Source organism: Hydrogenophaga sp. LT287, from assembly GCF_055702805.1.
Window position 1 is genome coordinate 80,475 of sequence record NZ_JBVPZC010000008.1, and the last position, 18,274, is coordinate 98,748.

The window sequence follows — 18,274 nt, forward strand, 5'->3', positions numbered from 1 at the left end:
GCTGTGGCCGCACGCCACCGCCGAAGCAGGGTTTACCCCTTTGAGCAACAAGGTTTCTTTACCTAGCATGAACCCTACCTAGCAGGGTATTTATTACACACAACCTCAGGAGAGTGCCATGCACACCACCACACCAACCCGCCGCCGTCAGTTCCTGCAAGCCACCGCCTTGGGCGCCGCGGCGCTGGCCACCGGTTGCGCTGCCGTGTCCACTGCAGCCAAGCCCCGCGTGGTGGTGGTCGGTGGCGGCTGGGGTGGCCTGGGTGCGGTGCGCGGGCTGCTGGCCAGTGGCGCCGCTGACGTGACGCTGATCGAACCCAACGAGGCCTTCATGTCATGCCCATTGAGCGCACACTTCATTGCGGGCCACCAGCCTGCGAGCGACTTCCAGCGCAGCTATGCGCGGGTGGACCAGCTGGGCGCGCGCCGCTTGCGCGAGCGGGTGCTGGAGATCGACCGCACCCAGCGCGTGGTGGTCACAGGCACACAACGCGTGCCGTACGACTTTTTGGTGCTCTCGCTGGGCGTGGACTACATGGAAGAAAGCATCCAGGGCTACGCCGCAGCCCGCGCCCAGCTGCCGGTGGGTTTCCGGGCGTTTGAGCAGATGGCGGTGCGCCAGCAGGTCGACGAATTCCTTGAGAAGGGCGGCAATTTCGTCATCAGCGCACCCAAGCCACCCTACCGCTGCCCGCCTGCACCGTACGAGCGCGCCTTTCTGATCGCCGAGCAGATGAAGCAGCGCGGCACCAAGGGCAAGATCATTCTGCTGGATGCCAACCCGGCCCCGATGCCGGCACCGATTGCCAAGCCCATCCTGAACGGGATGAAAAGCCTGTACGCCAGCCAGATCGAGTACCTGCCCGACACCGACATCCGCGCGGTGGACATGGGCAAGCGCCAGCTCGCCACCTCGGCGGGCGACATCCCTTTCGCGCACGCCAACCTGATCCTGCCGATGCGGGCGCCGGCGCTGATCCGCCAGGCCGGCCTGGGCGAGCGCTGGGCCGCGATCAAGCTGCCCAGCTTTCAGAGCCAGGCCGACGAACGGGTCTACGTGATCGGCGATGCCCAGGGTTCCCCCCTGCCCAAGAGCGGCCATGTGGCTTTTGGCAGCGGCCAGCAGGTGGCCGAAGCCATTGCCGAGCGCATCGCTGGCAAGACACCCACCGCCGCCAACGGCCCCACCGAGCTGCCGCTGGGCATCTGCTGGGCCAACGTGACGCACAAAGAAGCGATCAACATCAACGTGTCGTCCACCGTGGCGCCGGGCGAAGCGCCCAAACTCAAGTTCAGCGTGGACCCGGAACACAACGCCCGCTCGGGCGCGGCAGCGGTGGCCTGGGGCAACGGCATGTGGAAAGCCATGCTGGGCTGATAGCCCCGCGCACTGGCCCCGGCCTGCGCGGTGCTCTGGCAGCGCCGCGGGGATAATCCCCTTCATGGCAAACAAACAGCGTGTGGTGGTCGGTTTAAGCGGCGGTGTGGACTCTGCGGTGAGCGCGTACCTGCTCAAACAGCAGGGTTACGAGGTCATCGGCATCTTCATGAAAAACTGGGAAGACGACGACAACAGCGAGTTTTGCTCGTCCAACATCGACTTCGTGGACGCGGCCAGCGTGGCCGACGTGCTGGGCATTGAAATTGAGCACGTCAACTTCGCCGCCGAATACAAAGACCGCGTGTTCGCCGAGTTTTTGCGCGAATACTCGGCCGGGCGCACGCCCAACCCCGACATCCTGTGCAACGCCGAGATCAAGTTCAAGGCCTTTCTGGACCATGCCATGCGCCTGGGCGCCGAGAAGATTGCCACGGGACACTACGCCCGCGTGCGCGAACGCAACGGCGCGTTTGAACTGCTCAAGGGCCTGGACCCGCTGAAAGACCAGAGCTATTTTTTGCACCGCCTGAACCAGGCGCAACTGAGCAAAACCCTGTTCCCGGTGGGCGAGCTGCCCAAAACCGAGGTGCGCCGCATCGCGACTGAAATTGGGCTGCCCAACGCCAAAAAGAAAGACAGCACCGGCATCTGCTTCATCGGCGAGCGGCCGTTTCGCGACTTTCTAAACCGCTACATCGCCAAAGAGCCCGGCCCCATCAAGGACGAAAAAGGCCGGGTGCTGGGCCGGCACGTAGGGCTGAGCTTTTACACCCTGGGCCAGCGCCAGGGCCTGGGCATTGGCGGTGTGCGCGAAAAGGGCGCGCAAAAAGGGGGCAACGAACACGCGCCCTGGTTTGTGGCGCGCAAAGACATGGAAAAAAACACCCTGTGGGTGGTGCAAGGCCACGACCACCCGTGGCTGCTGTCCCCCGCGCTGCGCGCGCAAGACGCGAGCTGGGTGGCGGGCCACCCACCCGCAGCGGGTGCGCTGGCTGCCAAAACCCGCTACCGCCAGGCCGACGCGCCGTGCCAGTTTGAAGCCCAGGGCGAGACCGGCTTTGCGCTGCGCTTCACCGAACCCCAATGGGCCGTGACACCCGGCCAAAGCGCCGTGGTGTACGACGGTGACATTTGCCTGGGTGGCGGCGTGATCACCACCGACGCGGCCACCGCCGTCTGAGCCAAGCCAGGCGGCGGCCTGCCGCTCAGTGCGGCGCGTGCAGCTTGGCGTGGATCTTCTTGGTGGTGCGCCACACGCCCCACAGCACCAGCGGAATCATGGTGCCCGCGAGCATTTCGGGGTGGATCGGCAGGCCTGCTGCCTTGCCCGCCTTGCCCAGGTACAGCACCAAACTCACCACGTAATACGAGATGGCCGCGATCGACAGGCCTTCCACCGTGCTTTGCAGGCGCAGCTGCAGCTCTTGCCCTTTGGTGAGCTTTTCCAGCAGCTGCTGGTTTTGCGCTTCGGTGACGATGTCCACCCGCGTGCGCAGCAAGGCGCTGGTGCGCGACACGCGTTCGGACAACGAGGCCAGGCGCTGCCCCGTGGCCGCCACGGTGGCCATGGCCGGCGAAAGCCGGCGCTGCATGAACTCACCCAGGGTCTGCGTGCCGGGAATCGGTTTTTCGCGGAGTTCGCTGATGCGCTGGGTGACCAGCGTGTCGTAAGCCCGCGTGGCGGCAAAGCGGTAGTTGTTTTCGGCGGTGGCGCGCTCCACCTTGGCCGCCAGCGACACCAGCTGGTCCAGCAGCGCCTGCTCAGAGGTTGACTTGTTTTCCAGCTGCGCGGTGATGGTGGCCAACTGGGCTTCCGCGTCGGCCAGCATGGGCGACAGCGCCTTGGCCACCGGCAAGCCCCGCAGCGCCATGAGGCGGTAGGTTTCCAGCTCCAGCAGGCGCTGCGAAATGCGCCCGGCGCGGGTCTCGGTGGTGCCGGGTGGCGCCAGCACCAGCATGCGCTCAAAGCCCGAGGGGCGCAGGGCAAAGTCGGTCAGCGCCCACGAATGCCCGCCCCCCAGCTGCGAGGCCACCACCGCGCGGTCGCCAAACCACTGCTGCGCCGGGTCCATGAGCGCAGCTTGCGCTGCGGGCGTTTGTTCGGGGAGGTCGGCGTGCAGCATCACCAGCTTGATGGCTGCCACCGTGCGCCCAGGAATGTCGCGCAGCCAGCCGGGCGGCGTCACCAGCGCGTCCAGCAGCGCCGGGTCGGTGCTGCCCAGGCCCGCATCCTCGGGCAGTTCCTGCACGATGGAATAGCGGGTGAACTCGGTGTGGCGCTCCCACTTGAGCGTGTGCTCTTCAAAGCGCAGCCGCAGAAAATTGCCCTGCAAACGCTCCTGCGGCAGCTGCGCCAGGCCCGGCAGGCGGCGCAGGTGATCGCCCTCTTGCTCGCGCGTCACGCCGTCGTTGAGCACGGCCACAAACACAATCAGGGCCGGCAGCCGGATGCGTGCCGACGGGCGCGCGTGTACCTCGTTGTGCAGCAGCTCGCGCTGGGGGTCGTTGTCGGGCAGCAGGCCGGGTTCAGGGGTGGAAGATGTGTCCATGGGCAGCATTGTGCCGACAGTTCGTTGCCCGCCCACCCCGGACCCGGCAACCGATTTTCATCTTGCCCAGTCCGCTGATGGGGGATGGCACAAACACACACGGGGTGCGACCGCCCAAAAAAATGCCCGGCAGCGCCTGACAGCGCTCCGGGCCGCTGCGGCTTGGGTGCTCAGTCGCCCTGGTCGGCCGCGTTGCGAATGGTGTCGCGACCGTTGCGGTCTTTCACACGGCCCAGGTCGGTGTCCAGCGCCCGAATCAGCTTGTCCACCGCGTCCATGAAGGCGGTGGCCATTTTGTCGCCATCGGCCGTGACGCTGACCGGCTGGCGGCTGGCCACACGGGCTTCAAGGCGGCAGCGTTTGTCCTTCACGCCCGACTTGCTGCCATCCAGATCGGTAAGAAACACCTCCAGGCGGGTGATGTGGTCGCGGAACCGGCTCAGGCGGCTGAGGGCTTCGTCATTGACCCATTGGGCCAGGGACTCGCCACCGTGGATGTGATCGTCGGTATTGACTTGAACTTGCATGCTCTGCCTTTCTGGGGGTGTCCGGCGCTGGCGCCGGGGAAAGAGGGTGCATGGACGAAACCACACACCGGATACCGATGGATCAGCTCCACCCCTGGAGGTTCCTTGCGCAGCCCGTGGGCGGGTTCAGGCATCGCTGGCAAAAGCACACCGGGGCTTCAACCGCGTCTTCGAGCGGTTGAAGCCTGGGAGCCGGTCGGGCTTGTCGGATTTAAAACGGAATGTCGTCGTCCATGTCGTCAAAACCGCTGGACTGGCGGGCCGGTGCGGGCGCTGGCGCTGGCGGACGGGGTGCGGGCGCGGCCTGGCGTGGCGCAGCGGCCGGGCGCGAATAACCGCCACCGCCGCCGCCTTCTTCACCGGCACCGCCCATGCCTTCGCGGCCGCCGAGCAACTGCAATTCGGTGGCAATGATGTCCACCGTGTTTTTTTCCACGCCGGTGGCTTTGTCCACATAGGTGCCGTATTTCAAGCGGCCTTCCACGTAAATCGGACGGCCTTTTTTGACGTATTCGCCGGCGATTTCGGCCAGGCGGTCATAGAACGTGACGCGGTGCCACTGGGTGTCTTCGATGGTCTCGCCGCTGTTTTTGTCTTTGCGGCGGCTGGAGGTGGCCACGCTGACATTGGCCACGGCCTGACCCGAGGGCAGGTAGCGGATTTCGGGATCGCGGCCGCAGTTGCCGACGAGGATGACTTTGTTGACGGATGCCATGGTGTGTTGCCCTGAAGAAAAATGCGGGCGGCGCAGGAAACCCGGGCCGCGATTGGGTCAGACATTGTGCCGCAAGTACCGCAGCCGCCCAATACGCCACCCGCCGACTGCCACCACCCGGCGGGCAGCGCCTACACTTCGCATCCATGAAAGGCGAACCGGACTTCCTGCACAACCTGCGCACCGAAATGGGCGACGGGCGGCAGTGGATGGACCGGGTCGTCGTGATGGCCTACGCGGTGCTGGCCGGCTTGGCGGTGGTGGGCTTCACCTTGCTGGCAGACGCGGCGTTTGGTCTGTACCAGAGCCTGCGCAGCGCCGCCTGGTGGGCGCCTCTGCTCTGGACGCCGCTGCTCACCGCGGCCGTGGTCTGGACCATTCGGCGCTGGGCGCCTGGCGCGGCCGGCTCGGGCGTGCCGCAGTTGCTGACCGCACTGGCGCCCGAAACGCCCTTGCACGAGCGCTCGCGCTTCATCTCACTCAAGCTCAGCATCGCCAAAATTTTGGCGGTGTCGGGCGGGTTGCTGGCAGGCTTGTCCATCGGGCGGCAAGGGCCTTCGGTGCAGGTGGCCGCCGGGGTGATGCTGCACGCCCGGCGCTGGCTGTCGCCGCGTTCGGGCATCAGCGACCGCGAACTGTTGGTGGCCGGTGGCGCCGCGGGCATTGCCGCGGCGTTCAACACCCCGCTGGGCGGCATTGTGTTTGCCATCGAAGAGCTGTCGCGCCGACTGCAAGAGCGCAGCAGCGGCCTGATGCTGGCGGCGATTGTGGTGGCCGGTCTGGTGGCCGTGTCGGCGTTTGGCAACCTGTCGTATTTCGGCCGGGTGCGGGCGGAATCGGTGTCGTGGTGGAGCCTGCTGGCGCCCGGCGCCTTGGTGGCCCTCGGTTGCGGGCTGCTGGGGGGGTTGTTGTCGCGGCTGATGCTGGCCTCGTTCACCGGCCTGCCCGACCGCTTTTGTGCCTACCGCCGCAAGCGCCCGGTCACGTTTGCAGCCCTGTGCGGGTTTGCGGTGGCCGTGATTGCGGTGGTGAGCGACGGCGCCGCCGTGGGCGTAGGGCACCAGCACACACACACCTTGCTGGACCAGGCCGCCGCAGGCGCCGCCGCCGAGACCCACCAGCCGCTGCTGTTCACCGGGTTGAAGTTTGTGGCCTCCTGGCTGTCGGGCTGGGCCGGTGTGCCGGGCGGTATTTTTGGCCCCAGCCTGTCCATCGGTGCCGGCCTGGGTGCTGACGTGGCGTGGCTGCTGGACTCGCCGCACGGCGCAGCCCTGATTGCGCTGGGCATGTGCGGCTTTCTGGCGGCGGTCACGCAAACGCCCATCACCGCCATGATCATCGTGATGGAAATGACCGACGGTCACAGCATGGTACTGAGCCTGATGGCCTGCGCGCTGCTGGCCAGCCTGCTGTCGCGCATGATCAGCCGGCCACTGTACAGCACGATGTCGACCCTCATGATGCGCTCGCTGCAAGGGCACAAAACCCCGCAAGCGTCCGCCGACGCACCCGAAAATTCAGGCGGGCGCTGACCTGCTGGGCTTGGGCGCCGGCACCCGCATGGGCCAGGCCAGCACCAGCCACACCAGCATGGCCGCGCCACACACCGCAAACAGGCCGGTGGCACCGTGCACGCTGGCCAGCCAGCCGCCCACCGCGCCGCCCACAAAGAAACCCACCGACTGCAGCGTGTTGTAAACGCCCAGCGCGGCACCGCGTGCGTGTGCTGGCGCCAGGCGCGAGGCCAGGCTGGGCTGGCTGGCTTCCAGGGTGTTGAAGCCGATGAAAAACACGAACATCAGCAAGCCCAGCGTCCACAGACCCGGTGCAGCTCCGCCGCCGCCCGAGGCCACCCACCACAGACCCAGCTGCACCAGCGCAATCAGGCCAATGGCCGTCAGAAACACGCCGCGCAGCTTGCCGCGCCGCTCCATGGGAAACAGCACACCGCCCATGACCACCAGCGAAGCCACCACAGCGGGTAAATACACCTGCCAGTGATTCACCTTGGCCAGCCCGGCCTGCACCAGCAGCGCGGGCACCGCCATCCACATGGCGAGCTGCACGGCATGCAGCACAAAAACGCCCAGGTTCAGGCGCAGCAAACCGGGGTGGCGCAGCGCTTCGCCCAGACCACTGCGCACCTGGCGCATGTCGGACGGCTTGTGCACCACCGGCTCGGGCGGTGCCACCCAGATCACCACCGCGATGCCGACCAGCGCCAGCGCACCTGTGAGCGTGAAAATACCGGCCAAACCAATGCCGGCGGCCAGCAGCGGCGCCAACACCAGCGAGAGCGCAAACATGAGCGCAATGCTGGCACCCACCATGGCCATGGCCTTGGTGCGCACACCGTCGCGCGTCACGTCGGCCAAAAACGCGGTGACCGCAGCAGAAATGGCGCCGGCGCCCTGCACGGCTCGCCCAATGGTCAGCCAGGTGAGATCGGGCGCCCAGGCCGCAATACCGCTGCCCAGGGCAAACAGCAGCAGGCCGGCCACGATGGTGGGCTTGCGCCCGAAGCGGTCAGACGCCAAGCCAAACGGAATCTGCAAAAACGCCTGCGTGAGACCGTACATGCCCATGGCCAGGCCCACACGGGCGGCGTCGTCGCCACCGGGCAGGCGCGAAGCTTCCAGCGCAAACACCGGCAACACCAGAAACAGCCCCAGCATGCGCAACGCAAAAATGGCCGCCAGCGAGGCGCTGGCGCGCCGCTCGGCCCCCGTCATGCGGGTGGCTGCGTCATCGGCCGGAGCGGGAGAATCGGGGGAATGAGCGGCGGGCGAAAGCGACACGGTGTGAAGGCCGGCGACCCGCAGGCAATGCCTGGGCCATACCGGGGGGTGTTTGGCAAAGACCAATATTGTGCGCCAAGGCGGCGCAGCTGGCGCTCCGCCCGGTGTCTACAGGCGCCCCGGCAGGCCAAGGGCCAACCATCTCCGCTGGACACCGCGGTGGCCACGCACGGCCGGTGCCCAGAAGCCGTACACTGCGGCCATGCATTCCCAGCCAAACACCTGTATTGGCTTCCTGACGACCCTGGCTGAGGCCCGGGCACACCACGTCAGGAAGGGCGCAGCCATGCGCCCGCACGGCTTGCATAAGCCGGCCGCACATTCCTAAGCCCGGCGATACACCTCCTTCCCTTTTGCGCACAACCGCTATCGCCGGGCACCTGCCCAGCGCTGTTGCGGCCGTTCCTTTTTGATGGTGGAGCGGCCGCGTTTGATGGAGTGCTTTATGCCTGCAGTCAAAGGTGGGGGGCGCACGCTCACCCAATTGGATTTCACCCGGCTGTGCAAGCTCAACGGCGGTCTGCTGCCCGATGCGCTGGACGACCACCTGCCGGTCGCAGACCTGGTCAACGCGCGCGAGGTGCCCGGTGATGTGATCACCATGTACTCGCAAGTGGAAATTTGCATGCGGGGAACCGGTCTGCGCCGCCAGCTCACACCGGTGTACCCGGCCGACGCCGAACCGGTGTCGGGTTTTGTTTCGGTGCTCTCGCCGGTGGGCGCGGGCCTGCTGGGCCTGCGCGTGGGCGACACCGCGTCCTGGTGCACGCCCAACGGTGACGTCTGCGAGGCCGACATCGTCAGCATCCTGTTTCAGCCGGAGGCCAGTGGTGACTTCACAACCTGAACACCCCTCGCCCATGGCGCTGGCGGGTGACACGACCACCGAGCCGGCGGCGCTGGGCTTGATCGTCGCCATCACAGACTTGTCCGTGGAATCCGAACGGGCGCTGTCGCGGGCGGCGCTGCTGGCCGCCCAGCACCGCGCACCGCTGCGCCTGGTGTACTTTGCGGGTGGCGGCAAAAGCCATTACCCCGATCCCCAGGCCCGCCTGGTGCAGCGCTGCCGGGCCTTGGGCCGCCAGCACAACATCGTGATTGAACCCGCCGACAACGCAGACGCCACGCTGAAAAGCGTGAAGGCGGCGGCCGTGGGTGCGGACCTGCTGGTGATGCACCACAGCCTGTGCGGCAAGCTGGACGGGTTGGTCAAGCGTTCGGTCATCGATCAACTGCTGCGTGCGAGCCGCTGCCCGGTGCTGGTGGTCAAGGGGCCCGCCACCGAACCTTACCGCCACACCCTGGTGGCGCTCGACCTGAAAGCGGGATCAGAACACCTGCTGACCTGGGGGCTGCTGGGAGGGCAAAGCACCAGAATGTCCGTCTTTCACGCCCTGGACAACCAGGTGATGCGCCCCAGCGCAGCCACGGACCGCGCACAACCGGCGCTGTCGTTGGACGAGCGACGTGCCGCCGAACGCCAGCTCGCGCAGGTCTATCTGCGCGAGGTGATCGACCAACACGTGCCCCCCGGACAGGCCGCCGACATTTTTGTGGCCTATGGAGAGCCGGCCCGCGAGCTGGTGTCCCTTCAAAGCGCGCGGGGGATCAACCTGACGGTCATCGGCAAGCGAGACGCCTCGCTCATGCGGGACGTCCTGCAACGCTCCAAGGGCCAGCGGGTTTTGAACCAGTCGGCGGGTGACGTGTTGGTCTCGACGCTGCACCACGCCGCCGCCACGGGCTGAAAGCAGCCCACAAGGCGCCCGCGGCGCCCACAGGCGCGGCCTAAACGCGGCACTGGCGGCGGGAAAGGCTCGTGCGGCACAGCGCGAAGGCCCGCGAGCCCTGTGAAAAAGCGCATGGCGCCTTATCATGTCGGGTTGCCTTTTTGACGCCAGAACCCGCGCTGGTGCACCGCTTTGAACCAGATTCTGCCCCCCTCGCTCTTGGACACGCCGTCAGCGGCACCGCCGGTGCCGTCGCCCGCCCACGCAGCGGCCATGCGCTCGGCCGCGCTGCTGTCGGTGCGCGGTGCGCGCACGCACAACCTGAAAAACATCGACCTCGACATCCCCAAGCACGCGCTGGTGGTGATCACCGGGCTCTCCGGGTCGGGCAAGTCCAGCCTGGCGTTTGACACGCTGTACGCCGAGGGCCAGCGCCGCTATGTGGAAAGCCTGAGCGCTTACGCTCGGCAGTTTTTGCAGCTGATGGACAAGCCCGACGTGGACCTGATCGAAGGCCTGTCGCCGGCCATTGCCATCGAGCAGAAGGCCACCAGCCACAACCCGCGCTCCACCGTGGGCACGGTGACCGAGATCCACGACTACCTGCGCCTGCTGTATGCCCGCGCCGGCACGCCCTACTGCCCGGAGCACGACCTGCCGCTGGCGGCGCAAAGCGTGGCGCAGATGGTGGACACGGTGCTGGCCCTGCCCGAAGGCACACGGCTGATGATTCTGGCGCCGGTGGCACGCGAGAAAAAAGGTGAATTCACCGAACTCTTTGCCGACATGCAGGCCCAGGGCTATGTGCGTTTTCGGCTCAACGGCGCCGTGGTGGAGGCCGAAGCCCTGCCCGCGCTGAAGAAGACCGAGAAGCACAACATCGACGTGGTGATCGACCGCATCAAGGTGCGTTCGGCAGAAGAAGAAACCACCAACCCACAACGCCAGCGCCTGGCCGAAAGCTTTGAAGCGGCGCTGCGCCTGGCCGACGGCAAGGCCATTGCGCTGGAAATGGACGGCGGCGCGGAGCACGGTTTTTCGGCCAAGTTCGCCTGCCCGGTGTGCAGCTACACCGTGGGCGAGCTGGAGCCGCGCCTGTTTTCCTTCAACTCGCCCATGGGCGCCTGCCCCACCTGCGACGGCCTGGGCCACACCGAGGTGTTTGACCCGACCCGCGTGGTGGCCTTCCCCACGCTGAGCCTGGCCAGTGGCGCCATCAAGGGCTGGGACCGGCGCAACGGTTACTACTTCGCCATGATCGAGAGCCTGGCGGCGCACTACGGCTTTGACGCCGAGGCGGCCTGGGAGAGCTTGCCCGAAGCGGTACAGCAGGTGCTGTTGTATGGCTCTGGACTGGACGAGATCAAGTTCAGCTACGCGCTGGAGTCGGGCGAAAAAGCCGGCAGGAAGATCAGCAAAAAGCACCCGTTCGAAGGCATCATCCGCAACTTTGAGCGGCGCTACCGTGAAACCGACAGCCCCGCCGTGCGCGAAGAACTGTCGCGCTACCGCGCCACCCAGCCCTGCCCCGACTGCGGCGGCTCGCGCCTGCGCAAAGAAGCGCGCCACGTGTTCGTGGGCGAAGGCGAGCTCAAGCAGCCCATCTACAAAATCAGCCACATCACGCTGGGCGAGTCGCTGGCGTACTTTCAAAAGCTGCACCTGCCCGGCGCCAAGGGCGACATTGCGGCGCGGGTGATCAACGAGATCCGCCAGCGGCTGAAGTTTTTGAACGACGTGGGCCTGAACTACCTGAGCCTGGACCGCAGCGCCGACACGCTGAGCGGCGGTGAGGCCCAGCGCATCCGCCTGGCGAGCCAGATCGGCAGCGGCCTGACCGGGGTGATGTATGTGCTGGACGAGCCCAGCATTGGCCTGCACCAGCGCGACAACGACCGCCTGATTGCCACCCTGCAACACCTGCGAGACCTGGGCAACACGGTGCTGGTGGTGGAACACGACGAAGACATGATGCACGCCGCCGACCATGTGATCGACATGGGGCCGGGCGCGGGCGTGCACGGTGGGCGCGTGATGGCGCAAGGCACCTGCGCTGAAGTGATGGCCACGCCGGGCTCGCTCACCGGCCAGTACCTCAGCGGCGCGCGCGCCATTGCCGTGCCCGCCCAGCGCACGCCCTGGCTGCCGGTGGTGAAAACCAAAGTGGCAGCGCCGATCAAGTCACGCTTTCCCATGAGCCCCGCAGCCGAACGCCGCAGCGCGCGCGAGGCCGCACACATCGCTTCCCTGGGCGACCTGCAAGAAATTCGCGTGATCAACGCCACCGGTCACAACCTCAAGGGCGTGAGTGTGGCGTTCCCCGTGGGCCTGCTCACCTGCGTCACCGGCGTGTCCGGTTCGGGCAAGTCCACGCTGGTGAACGACACGCTATTTGCGGCCGTCTCGCGCACGCTGTACCGCTCCCATGAGGAGCCCGCCGCCCACGAAGCCATTGAAGGCATTGAGCATTTCGACAAGGTCATCAACGTCGACCAAAGCCCCATTGGCCGCACGCCGCGCAGCAACCCGGCTACCTACACGGGCTTGTTCACCGGCATCCGCGAACTCATGGCCGAGGTGCCCACCGCCCGCGAACGCGGCTACGGCCCGGGCCGCTTCAGTTTCAACGTGGCCGGGGGCCGATGCGAAGCCTGCCAGGGCGACGGTGTGGTGAAAGTGGAAATGCACTTTTTGCCCGACGTGTATGTGCCCTGCGAGGTCTGCCACGGCAAGCGCTACAACCGCGAAACGCTGGACGTGCAGTACAAGGGCAAAAACATTGCCCAAATTCTGGACATGACGGTGGAGCAGGCCCACGCCTTCTTTGGCGCCGTGCCCACGCTGCACCGCAAGCTGCAAACCCTGATGGACGTGGGCCTGACCTACATCCAGCTCGGCCAGAGCGCGACCACCCTCAGCGGCGGCGAGGCGCAGCGCGTCAAGCTGGCGCTGGAGCTGAGCAAACGCGACACCGGGCGCACGCTGTACATCCTGGACGAGCCCACCACCGGCCTGCACTTTGCCGACATTGAACTGCTGCTGAAAGTGCTGCACCAGCTGCGCGATGCGGGTAACACCATTGTGGTGATCGAGCACAACCTGGACGTGATCAAGACCGCCGACTGGCTGATCGACATGGGGCCCGAGGGCGGCTCGGGCGGTGGCATGGTGCTGGCGCAGGGTACACCGGAAGACATTGCCGCGCATGAGGGCAGCTACACCGGGCGGTATCTGGCGCGGTTGCTGGGGCGCTGAGCTCCAGCGCACTCGCTTTGGATTGGATTGGATTGGATTGGCTGAAAGATCGGCTTTTCGACACCAATATCCAATTCGAACCTTTGTTTTACAACGACTTTTTTGTTTTGAATTGTCTGGATATTGTCTGAACCTGATCCCACACGACAGCTGTTGACGCCGTTCTCAAAATGGCTTCATTTGGAGCTTATTTGAGAACAAAGTTGCACACCCACTGTGCTGCGGCTTCTCTTGCTCAAACAGTCCACGCAAGCACAGGCCTCATACCGACAGCTTAGGCGTTCAGGTACTGCTGCTAGCCCCAAGGACAGCTGAAGGCTTCATTCGTGGGACCGTAATGTGAACAACCTGTTGATATCAGGTACTTTGCCTGTGTACAATTATGTCTGTTCGGGGGCGAAATTCGGCTCCATGCCGTGTGTGATTCAGGCCTAGGTGCCTGACACCTATACCCCCGACGCCCATTCAGCCGCTGACCTTGGTCAGCGGCTTTTTCTTGGTGTAGTACACGCCGTACGGCGCCACATCGGTTTCGTCCACAGCGTGAACGAGCCCGACCTTGGACCACACCGAATCCAGGTAACGCGACTCCTGGCGCTCGTAGTGGCGTTGAAGTGCCCACAGAAAATAGTCCGCCGCCTGCAGCGGCACATCGCGCGCAGGAGATGACTCTCGGGCTCGTATCACAGTCTGCGTGCTGCGCTGCCACTTCGCATTGAAGCGCTGCCGGGCGGTTTCAAGCGCCGCCGCCAATGCAGCGCTGCGGTCCGACTTGCCACGCTCCGCAAAACACACATTCACCTCGGGCGTCAGATGTAGCCGGTCCTTGAAAAGCCTCGAAACCATCGAGTCGTACAACTCGTTCGGGCGATACCGGTAAGCCACATCGTTGCGATTGCGCTGGCGCACATAGTCCAGCACACGGGCCTTGTCCCGGACCACGGCAAAGAAACGCACCTCGTGCGCCATCAGCACCCGAAACACCTCTCGCCGTACCTCGGGCAGGTCGTCCTTGGCATGAAACGCCCACGCGGTCTTTCTGCGTTCCGGCTGCATGGATGGCACGCCATGGAAATACGGGTCCGCCAGCAGCTGCGCTCGCAATGCCTCCAACTCTGCAGCCAGCGAAACCGGGTCCGGTACGTCCAGTACGCCCAGAATGAAATTTTTGGAACAGCCATCCTGCCCCGGCATGGCGTTTCCACGAGCATCGAACAGCACGGGGTCACCGGCCTCGTCCACAAAGTAGTGACGCTGGGTCGGTTCTGCCTCGCTCACCGCGCCACCGCCTTCATCGCTTCGGTGATCTTCAACGTCTCCACGCTCACGGTGGTCACGCGGGCCAGCAGGTCCACCACCTTTTCCTTGTGGTCGGCGAAGCGGTAGGTGTTGAAGCGTTCACGGATGGTCGGGTCTTTCGGTTTCTTTTCTTTGTGCTGGTCGAGCACCCAGTCGATGGCGCAGCGGTTGCCGAGTTTGTAGGCCCAGGCTTGCGGTGGCACGCCGCGCAGGGTGGTTTCGCTGTCCAGCGCGATGCTGCCTGCGGCCGGGTCGGACTTAAGCAGAGCTTTCGGGGCCTGGCCGGCTGCGCGGGCTCGTGCGTCGGGTTCGTCGTGCCGGGTCAGGGCGAAGGGCGCCACCGCTTCATAGCCGATGTGCAGCGCCATGAGCTGCTCGCCCCACGCGGCCCACTGCCAGAAGCCCGCGTAGAAGGGGATGCGCGGAAATTCGCGCTTGAGGTTCTGGGCGTACTTCTCGCGGTACAGCGGGTCGTGCAAGACCGCGTAGCAGTAGTGAAAGATGGCTTCTTTGGTGATCTTGCGGGCGCCCTTGCCTTTGCCGGTTTCGGCGGCGTAGTGGGTGGCGAACTGTTTGAGTGCCCAGTCGGTGATGTTGTCTGCTCTGTCTGTCGCAGAGGCGCCCACGGTGAGAGGAACGTAATATGTTCCCCCATTGCCCCGCTTCAATAGATTCAGGTCGGGAATTTCTGTATGGGCGAGAGCGCACAACTCGTTGTGCGATGAGATGCCATGAAAGGCAATGTATTCAGTCCCGCGCCCAAGGGGAAAAATGTCAGGCGCAGCACCACGTTCATCCACCAAAACACCTGAGTCATAGAACCATTCCCGCAGAAACGGGCGCCGATACATTGGTCGAATTCGGGCGGTGTCGAAGTCCTCCGTCCGCCCCTGCAATACACGCCTCTTCAAATTTCTCGACCACTTGATTGCGTTCTTTGAAACGTCCGTATTCAAGCGAGACAACAGAGCCTCTACCTTCTTCCCAAGACTGACATTCGATAGATCAGTGACCCACTCATCCCGGTTCGTAGAAACTCCAAGCGAGAAGGTTCTGAAAATCGCCCGCTCCTTCGCCGCCGTCTTTGCCGCCTTGGTCTCCTTGCTCGTCAGCGGCAGCAGCGTTTCAAAGTCGTTGTTTGTCAAGTTCACCCAGTTGGCGTTCTTGTCGGGCGACACCTCGTCAAACGGCAGCGCGCGCATGGGGTGGCTGGCGATGAAGGCGAGCTTTTCTTCGGCGGTTTCCAGCTCGGGGCGGCGCACGTAGTACACGCGGGCGGGCCGCTTCTCTTTGGTGGCGGCCAGGCGCTTGACCATGAAGCTGATGGCCACGCCGGTCTGGATGCCGAAGACGTTGTGTTTGGTGCCGCTGAGCTTGGGGTTGGCCCGCACATCGCCACCCAGGTCCACCACGTAGATGTCGCTGAACTCGGCGGCCACCGTCTTGCGGAAACCATCAAAGGTGCGGCTCTCAATAAAACTGCGGTTGGTCACAAAAGCGAGGATGCCGTTCGCGTCGAGCCGGTCGCTGGCCCAGCGGAAGAAGCGGGCGTACATGTCGTAGAGCTTGGTCTTCTGCGCGGTGCTCTCGGCGATGTAGGTGGCTTTGATGCGGCGGTCGATGTCCGGGTATTCGCGGTTCTTGTTGTTGTCGTTTTCGTTGGCCTGGTTGGCGTTGTACGGCGGGTTGCCGATGACGACGCTGATGCGGCGGCTGTTTTGCCGCTTGATGCGGGCCACGTTTTCTTCACTCACGCTGCCAAACAGGTCTTGCACGCTGCCGCGTTGGGCGGTGTGCAGGCCCACGTTGTCCAGCGTGTCCACGAAACACAGGTTGGGGAACTCGGCGTACTGGCCGGTGATGGCGGCGTAGGTGGCTTCGATGTTGAGGTTGGCCACGTAGTACGGGAGGATGGCGACCTCGTTGGCGTGCAGCTCGTGTTTGTACTTCTGCTCCAGCTTTTTGGGCTGGCCGCGAAAGTGCTCGAGCAGTTCGCAGATGTAGGTGCCCGTGCCGGTGGCGGGGTCGAGGATGTCGACGTCCTTGTCAATGAGGTTTTTGCCGAAGTGTTGCTCACACAACCAATCGGCACCGTCGATCATGAAGCGCACGATTTCATTGGGTGTGTAGACCACGCCCAGGCGGTCGGCGGCCTTGGTGTTGTAGACCTTGTAGAAGTTTTCGTAGATAACTTTGAGAAAGGTCTGCTTCTCGCCGTGGCTGCCAATTTGCGCAGCGGCGGCGCGGATGGCGGCGTAGTATGACTCCAGGCCCTTGAGCGTCTGGCGCTTGAGCGCGCCGGTGAAGAACGCGCCCTCCAGCGCATAGAGCTCACGGGCCACGTTGTTGTGCTGGTGGAAGTCGCTGTCGTCAAACACCTTGGCGAAGATTTCTTCGGTCAGGATGTGCTGGATCAGCATCTCGCGCACGTCGGCGTCCGTCAACGCGGGGTTGATGGCCTCTTGCGCGTGCACGAGGAATTTTTCTTCCGCCGTGCGGAAGCTCGGGTTGCTGTCGTGCGCGGCTTCGATCATCTGGCGCAGCGCGTCGAGCACGGCAGGCAGGTCGGTTTTGAACTGTTCCACCGCAGCGCGGAAACCGGCGATTTCGGGACGCTCGAAGCTGAAGAAGAGCTTGAGCAGTTTTTCCAGCGCGGCGGTGTCGGCCACGTCGCAGCGCATCACCTCTTGCCGGTGCTGGATGAGCACGAAGGTGGTGTCGTCGCTGAAGACGATGTTGTCTTGCGGGTAACCTTTTTTGAATTTTTTGGCGATCTCTTCGGTGAGGTCGTCGTCAGCGTCTTTGGCTTCCCAGTAGCCCAGCGGCATGCGCAGTTCGTGGAGCAACGCTCCGTCCACCGCGATGTTGGTTTTGGTGGCGGTCTTGACGGGGTATTCGGCCAGGAACACCAGATCGTGTTGCCGGCCCCAGGCCTTGAGCAAATCCTTGAACGCTTCGCGCACGATGGTCTCGCGCTGGCTGCCGCTGACCTTCTTGATGAGATCGAGCTGCTTGAGGTAGTCGTTGATGAGGAGCTGGCTCATGGGTTCCCTGGGTTGGCCTTGCGCTGCGGTGGCGTGGGCTTGCCCGGATTATGCGGGGCGCTCATTTGAGCTTCTGTGCCAGCTCGGCGGCGGGCTTGCGCCTGCCGCATCAATTGTTGCGGTAAGCCAGGCCCAGCGTGGCGCCGTACACCGTTTTGCGGCCCACCAGCGGGCTGCGCGCGGTAGCGCCCTGCAACTGCGACAGGCTCAGGCCGCCAAAGGCGACCCAGCGCCGGTTGAGCGCGGTGGTCATGCTCACACCCAATGACAAGCGCTCCCAGCCAGCGCCCAAAGCATAGGCGGTGCGGCCCGTGGCCAGGGCGGCGGCTGGCGATATGCCGTAGTGCGTTTGGCGGTAGGTGTCGGTGCCCCACACTGCGCCCAGGCCCAGGTCCCAGTAGGTTTGTTCGGACACGGGGTAGCGGTAGTTCACCCCGGTGTTGAGGTAGAAACCGCCGTCGCGGCCCAGCAGATCTTGTGAGCCGCTGACGGACCCGCTCCAGCGCGGCCCCAGGGCCAGGCTGGCAGAGGCGCGGCCGCGCAGGGTGTCGCACACGTCGGGCAGGCCCGCCAGCAGCGGGTCGGTGCCCGACTCGCGGCCCTCGTCATACTGCAGTGAGGTGCTGAGGCGCCAGCCGTTGGCGGTGGTCAGCACGGTGCTGAGACCAGGGTCCACAGTTTCGCGGCCCACGCTCAGCAAGCTGCTGGCGCGCGCCGTGGCAAAGCGGAAGCGACCGAGCTGAAACGCCCACAGGGGCCGCAGGCTCAGGCGCTGCTCGGTTTCGCCAAGGTGTCCAGCCGACGAGGCGAGCGAGGCACCTACCAGGTAGTCGCGGCTGGCATCGAGCGCCACAGGGTCTGCGGCCTGCACCGAGGCGCCGGCCCACAGGGCCAACGGCAGGCAAAGGGTCAAGCGGGCATGGGACATGGCCACATGATACGGGCCGAGCCCCGCGCAAGGTACCCGGTCGCCCGC

At 64.9% G+C, this 18,274-nt stretch carries 13 protein-coding genes; 6 read left to right on the forward strand and 7 right to left on the reverse strand.

From position 1 onward, the window contains the following. The first annotated feature begins 118 nt into the window (after positions 1-118). Positions 119-1,378: an FAD-dependent oxidoreductase gene (locus tag AC0GNR_RS08810; protein ID WP_472900582.1), complete on the forward strand. Its 1,260-nt coding sequence runs from the start codon at positions 119-121 to the stop codon at positions 1,376-1,378. Between the two features lie 64 nt (positions 1,379-1,442). Further along, on the forward strand, positions 1,443-2,561 hold the full coding sequence (gene mnmA / locus AC0GNR_RS08815) for a tRNA 2-thiouridine(34) synthase MnmA (RefSeq protein WP_472900583.1): 1,119 nt from the start codon (positions 1,443-1,445) through the stop codon (positions 2,559-2,561). A 25-nt stretch (positions 2,562-2,586) separates the two neighbouring features. Here mnmA and AC0GNR_RS08820 read toward each other — a convergent pair whose 3' ends face one another. The 3 genes from AC0GNR_RS08820 to ssb all read right to left on the reverse strand — a co-directional run bounded on the left by AC0GNR_RS08820 (position 2,587) and on the right by ssb (position 5,172). Beyond that, positions 2,587-3,930 (reverse strand): DUF3422 family protein, encoded by a 1,344-nt coding sequence (locus tag AC0GNR_RS08820; protein WP_472900584.1) that lies wholly within the window; start codon positions 3,928-3,930, stop codon positions 2,587-2,589. A gap of 170 nt (positions 3,931-4,100) precedes the next feature. Next, positions 4,101-4,457: an HPF/RaiA family ribosome-associated protein gene (locus AC0GNR_RS08825; RefSeq protein ID WP_472900585.1), complete on the reverse strand. Its 357-nt coding sequence runs from the start codon at positions 4,455-4,457 to the stop codon at positions 4,101-4,103. A 211-nt stretch (positions 4,458-4,668) separates the two neighbouring features. Further along, complete coding sequence (gene ssb / locus AC0GNR_RS08830) at positions 4,669-5,172, reverse strand: single-stranded DNA-binding protein (RefSeq protein WP_472900586.1); 504 nt, start codon at positions 5,170-5,172, stop codon at positions 4,669-4,671. A 146-nt stretch (positions 5,173-5,318) separates the two neighbouring features. On the opposite strand from ssb, the gene AC0GNR_RS08835 reads away from it, so the two are divergent. Beyond that, positions 5,319-6,704 (forward strand): chloride channel protein, encoded by a 1,386-nt coding sequence (locus AC0GNR_RS08835; RefSeq protein ID WP_472900587.1) that lies wholly within the window; start codon positions 5,319-5,321, stop codon positions 6,702-6,704. On the opposite strand, the gene AC0GNR_RS08840 is transcribed toward AC0GNR_RS08835, so the two are convergent. After that, positions 6,690-7,904 carry an MFS transporter gene (locus tag AC0GNR_RS08840; RefSeq protein ID WP_472900631.1) on the reverse strand — a complete coding sequence of 405 codons (1,215 nt, stop codon included), beginning with the start codon at positions 7,902-7,904 and terminating at the stop codon, positions 6,690-6,692. The genes AC0GNR_RS08835 and AC0GNR_RS08840 overlap by 15 nt on opposite strands. A gap of 511 nt (positions 7,905-8,415) precedes the next feature. On the opposite strand from AC0GNR_RS08840, the gene AC0GNR_RS08845 reads away from it, so the two are divergent. From AC0GNR_RS08845 to uvrA, 3 genes are all read left to right on the forward strand, one after another. Further along, the gene (locus tag AC0GNR_RS08845; RefSeq protein ID WP_472900588.1) at positions 8,416-8,817 is read left to right on the forward strand and encodes a GreA/GreB family elongation factor; all 402 of its coding nucleotides are present in this window, start codon (positions 8,416-8,418) and stop codon (positions 8,815-8,817) included. Then, on the forward strand, positions 8,801-9,718 hold the full coding sequence (locus tag AC0GNR_RS08850) for a universal stress protein (protein ID WP_472900589.1): 918 nt from the start codon (positions 8,801-8,803) through the stop codon (positions 9,716-9,718). The genes AC0GNR_RS08845 and AC0GNR_RS08850 overlap by 17 nt, the downstream gene beginning before the upstream one ends. Positions 9,719-9,973: 255 nt before the next feature. Beyond that, positions 9,974-12,955, forward strand: a complete 2,982-nt coding sequence (gene uvrA / locus AC0GNR_RS08855; protein WP_472900632.1) for an excinuclease ABC subunit UvrA — start codon at positions 9,974-9,976, stop codon at positions 12,953-12,955. Between the two features lie 465 nt (positions 12,956-13,420). Here the strand turns inward: uvrA and AC0GNR_RS08860 are convergent, their stop codons facing one another. From AC0GNR_RS08860 to AC0GNR_RS08870, 3 genes are all read right to left on the reverse strand, one after another. Then, entirely contained in the window at positions 13,421-14,233 is an 813-nt protein-coding gene (locus tag AC0GNR_RS08860; RefSeq protein ID WP_472900590.1) for a DUF3800 domain-containing protein, read from the reverse strand. Then, positions 14,230-17,298 (reverse strand): type ISP restriction/modification enzyme, encoded by a 3,069-nt coding sequence (locus AC0GNR_RS08865; protein ID WP_472900591.1) that lies wholly within the window; start codon positions 17,296-17,298, stop codon positions 14,230-14,232. The genes AC0GNR_RS08860 and AC0GNR_RS08865 overlap by 4 nt, the downstream gene beginning before the upstream one ends. A 109-nt stretch (positions 17,299-17,407) precedes the next feature. Then, the gene (locus tag AC0GNR_RS08870) at positions 17,408-18,226 is read right to left on the reverse strand and encodes a MipA/OmpV family protein (protein ID WP_472900592.1); all 819 of its coding nucleotides are present in this window, start codon (positions 18,224-18,226) and stop codon (positions 17,408-17,410) included. Positions 18,227-18,274 lie beyond the last annotated feature (48 nt).